Annotated in this window: 3 protein-coding genes and 1 pseudogene; all 4 read right to left on the bottom strand. The window is 39.2% G+C overall.

All coding sequences use genetic code 11. From position 1 onward, the window contains the following. A pseudogene (locus KKC46_06620) lies at nt 1-386 on the bottom strand (sigma-54 factor interaction domain-containing protein). Continuing rightward, on the bottom strand, nt 376-999 hold the full coding sequence (locus KKC46_06615; protein MBU1053486.1) for a VPLPA-CTERM sorting domain-containing protein: 624 nt from the start codon (nt 997-999) through the stop codon (nt 376-378). Before KKC46_06615 ends, KKC46_06620 begins: the two are co-directional and overlap by 11 nt. A 342-nt stretch (nt 1,000-1,341) precedes the next feature. Further along, nucleotides 1,342-2,118, bottom strand: coding sequence for a VPLPA-CTERM sorting domain-containing protein (locus tag KKC46_06610; protein MBU1053485.1), 777 nt, complete (start codon nt 2,116-2,118; stop codon nt 1,342-1,344). 18 nt (nt 2,119-2,136) lie between these two features. Next, a complete protein-coding gene (locus KKC46_06605) occupies nt 2,137-2,604 on the bottom strand; it encodes an SHOCT domain-containing protein (protein ID MBU1053484.1) in 468 nt (155 codons plus the stop codon). Nucleotides 2,605-2,710: the final 106 nt, after the last annotated feature.

The following is a 2,710-nucleotide window of genomic DNA, read 5'->3' as shown; positions in this document are numbered from 1 at the left end:
AATATCATTTCTTCTTTCACGCAAAGGAGGTATTTTTATCGGATAAACATTTAACCTGAACCAGAGATCTTCCCTGAATTGCTTTGTAACAACCATATTTTTTAAATCTCTGTTTGTAGCAGCTATAATCCTGACATCTACAGATACGGCTGCGGTGCCGCCAACCCGTTCTATTTGCTTATCCTGCAAAACCCGAAGAAGTCTTGTTTGTGCCTCAAGCGGAAGTTATCTGATTTCAATCAGCAGCATTTACCTTTATGCGCCCGCTCAAACCTGCCGCGCTTCTGAAATAAAGCTCCTGTAAAAGCGCCTTTTTCATGTCCGAAAAGCTCAGAGTCAATCAGGCTATGCGGAATAGTGCCGCAATTAACTTTGTTAAATGGCAGATTTTTTCTTTCTTCTCAATCCTATAAGACCCGTGAACCCGGGACCAAATAACCAAACCGATTCAGGAATTGGTACTGATGATATTGGGGCTTCAGTTACTTCCAGGGAAAGAGTGTAGTCAAAAGAGCCTCCTGGGTTGTCTATTGATATTAAAGTCTCTCCCACACCTAATTCATAATTACCTTCCCCAATAGGCAAAATATCAACAAAATAACTTATAGGAGACGAACTTACTGGGTAAGGGCCGCCCGCAACATAGTAAAGAGTATGCCATTCCATATTAGCAACTGTCACTCTTCCATTCGTTAGTGAGTCAATTTTATGACCTATTCCCCAGTAGGATTCATAAACATTAGAAATTGTATTCGAATAACTTAACGAAAATGAACTTAAAACTTCGCCTTCCGCAATATTAAAACGGAAAGCATCTAGATCTCTAACCTGACCAACCGAAGCGTTTCCTGATATAGTGTTAATCCCTAATCCAAGATTGAAAGTATCACTATTAATATCTCCGCTAACAGATTCATCGTATTGAACAATTGCAGCATTCGCATTTGCGTACAAGCTAACTAAAACTAAAAAAAATAAAATAACTCTTTTCACATTCATTTCTTACTTCTCCTTCATTTATATTTGCGTCCAGCAGGCCGATTCAGCGGAACAAGTTATTATACTGACATTTAAAAAAGAGGCCATCTTTTTAATAGGGGGGTGTTTTTTCTCTTGACGAACCCTTTAATGGGTGGCCCCATCTCTTACCCTTGATGAGCTACGGTGAAAGAAAATAAGAAAAGTCAGCTCTTATCGTTTATTACCAATAATATTAATATATTAAGTCGCTATTCACTATGCAAGATGTGGCACCTGTTTTTTCTATTTTCCTAAATCACAAGTCAAGGTTTGATCTTAATCCCATCATTCTATTTGCAATATTTAAAATTTATGACAAAGCTAGTTGTTGATTTTTCTCCTGATCCCAATCAACCCAACCAATCCGGAACCGAGGAGCCAAACTGCTCCAGGTATGGGTACAGCAGTTCCGGTAAGAGCAAAATTGTTAAATGTTGCTTCATCGATTGCTGCGATCCCAATCATGCCAGAATTAATCGGTGTGACGAGACTTACACCCGACAAACCTCCCAAATACGAAGTCGAAACGGCATCATATAGTTTGACATCAATGTCGCCATCAGAATCTGTCAATACTTGGAGACTATAAAACCTATTAAATGTAATACCGACTGGAATGGAACCTACTAGTGTTTCGGTTTCACCGCTGGGCGTAATTGAATTGCTCCACACATTCAATTTACGGTCAGGATTGTTTGGATCATTGTTATAGTCTATTTCCAGCAAGACAGTATATTCACGATAATCTGATGATGGCACAGAACCGGAAATGAAAATAAATCCGGAGCTGGTGTTCTTTTTCTCTGCTTCATTACCGTCAAGTCGCAAAAGGCTTTGTACTGAGAGATTTGCCTGTGAATAATATTGTTGGTTATTAGCAAAGGATGCAGCAGCTGGATTCCCGGGGGTATTGTTGATGCCATGATAACCGAGGTCAGGACTACCCAGAGCAATATGATCCCACGAATCAAGTAATACGTCCCAATGGGCACTGGTATAACTCTCGCTGTCAAAATTGTCTGAGAAGTCAGCATTGGCTGACACAGCAACAGAAAAAAATAATAATACAATCATTAGTATTTTGATTTTTGCGAACATGATAAACCACATCTCAATTTATTCGATATTATTTAAAACGCGTTGCTTTGCCTGCTCATATTCTATTTCTGATATGGTGTTACTTTCACGTAATATCTTCAACTTATTTAGCTTATCAGTAAGAGCCTTACCGGACATGACTTCCGAAAGTTGGTTTGATTTTTCGGGATAAGCATCTGCTGTTAAAGTTGTCGAATACTTATGGCCGATTACAACCCAGCTCCATGAATCCTGGATATAGATATTTGTTAAGTAATCATTTCCGGCTTCAATTTGAAGTTTTTCATAAGCATCAAGATGTCTTTCATTTATGCCGATAGGAATAAGACTAAAAAGATGAATGCCTGCCGCTTTGGCGGTTACCTTTCGTCCTCGTGATAAATCTAATTTATCTAATGGTGCGTCAGAAAAATGAACCGGTGTACCTGCACACCCAAAAACGAATGCTGATAAGAGAATTGTTACAAGTGTAGTTTTGATATTCATCTTACGGCCTCCCCTGAAACTGTAACTGTTGCTAATACGCCCAAATAGTACCATAGCCAGTCTTCCTGGATGGAAACATCAACCAGAGCAGTTGCGCCAGGAGCTT

The sequence above is a fragment of the Pseudomonadota bacterium genome (assembly GCA_018817425.1).
Lineage (GTDB): Bacteria > Desulfobacterota > Desulfobacteria > Desulfobacterales > RPRI01 > RPRI01.
Note: the sequence above shows the minus strand (reverse complement) of the source record. Positions and strands in the feature narration are given on the sequence as shown.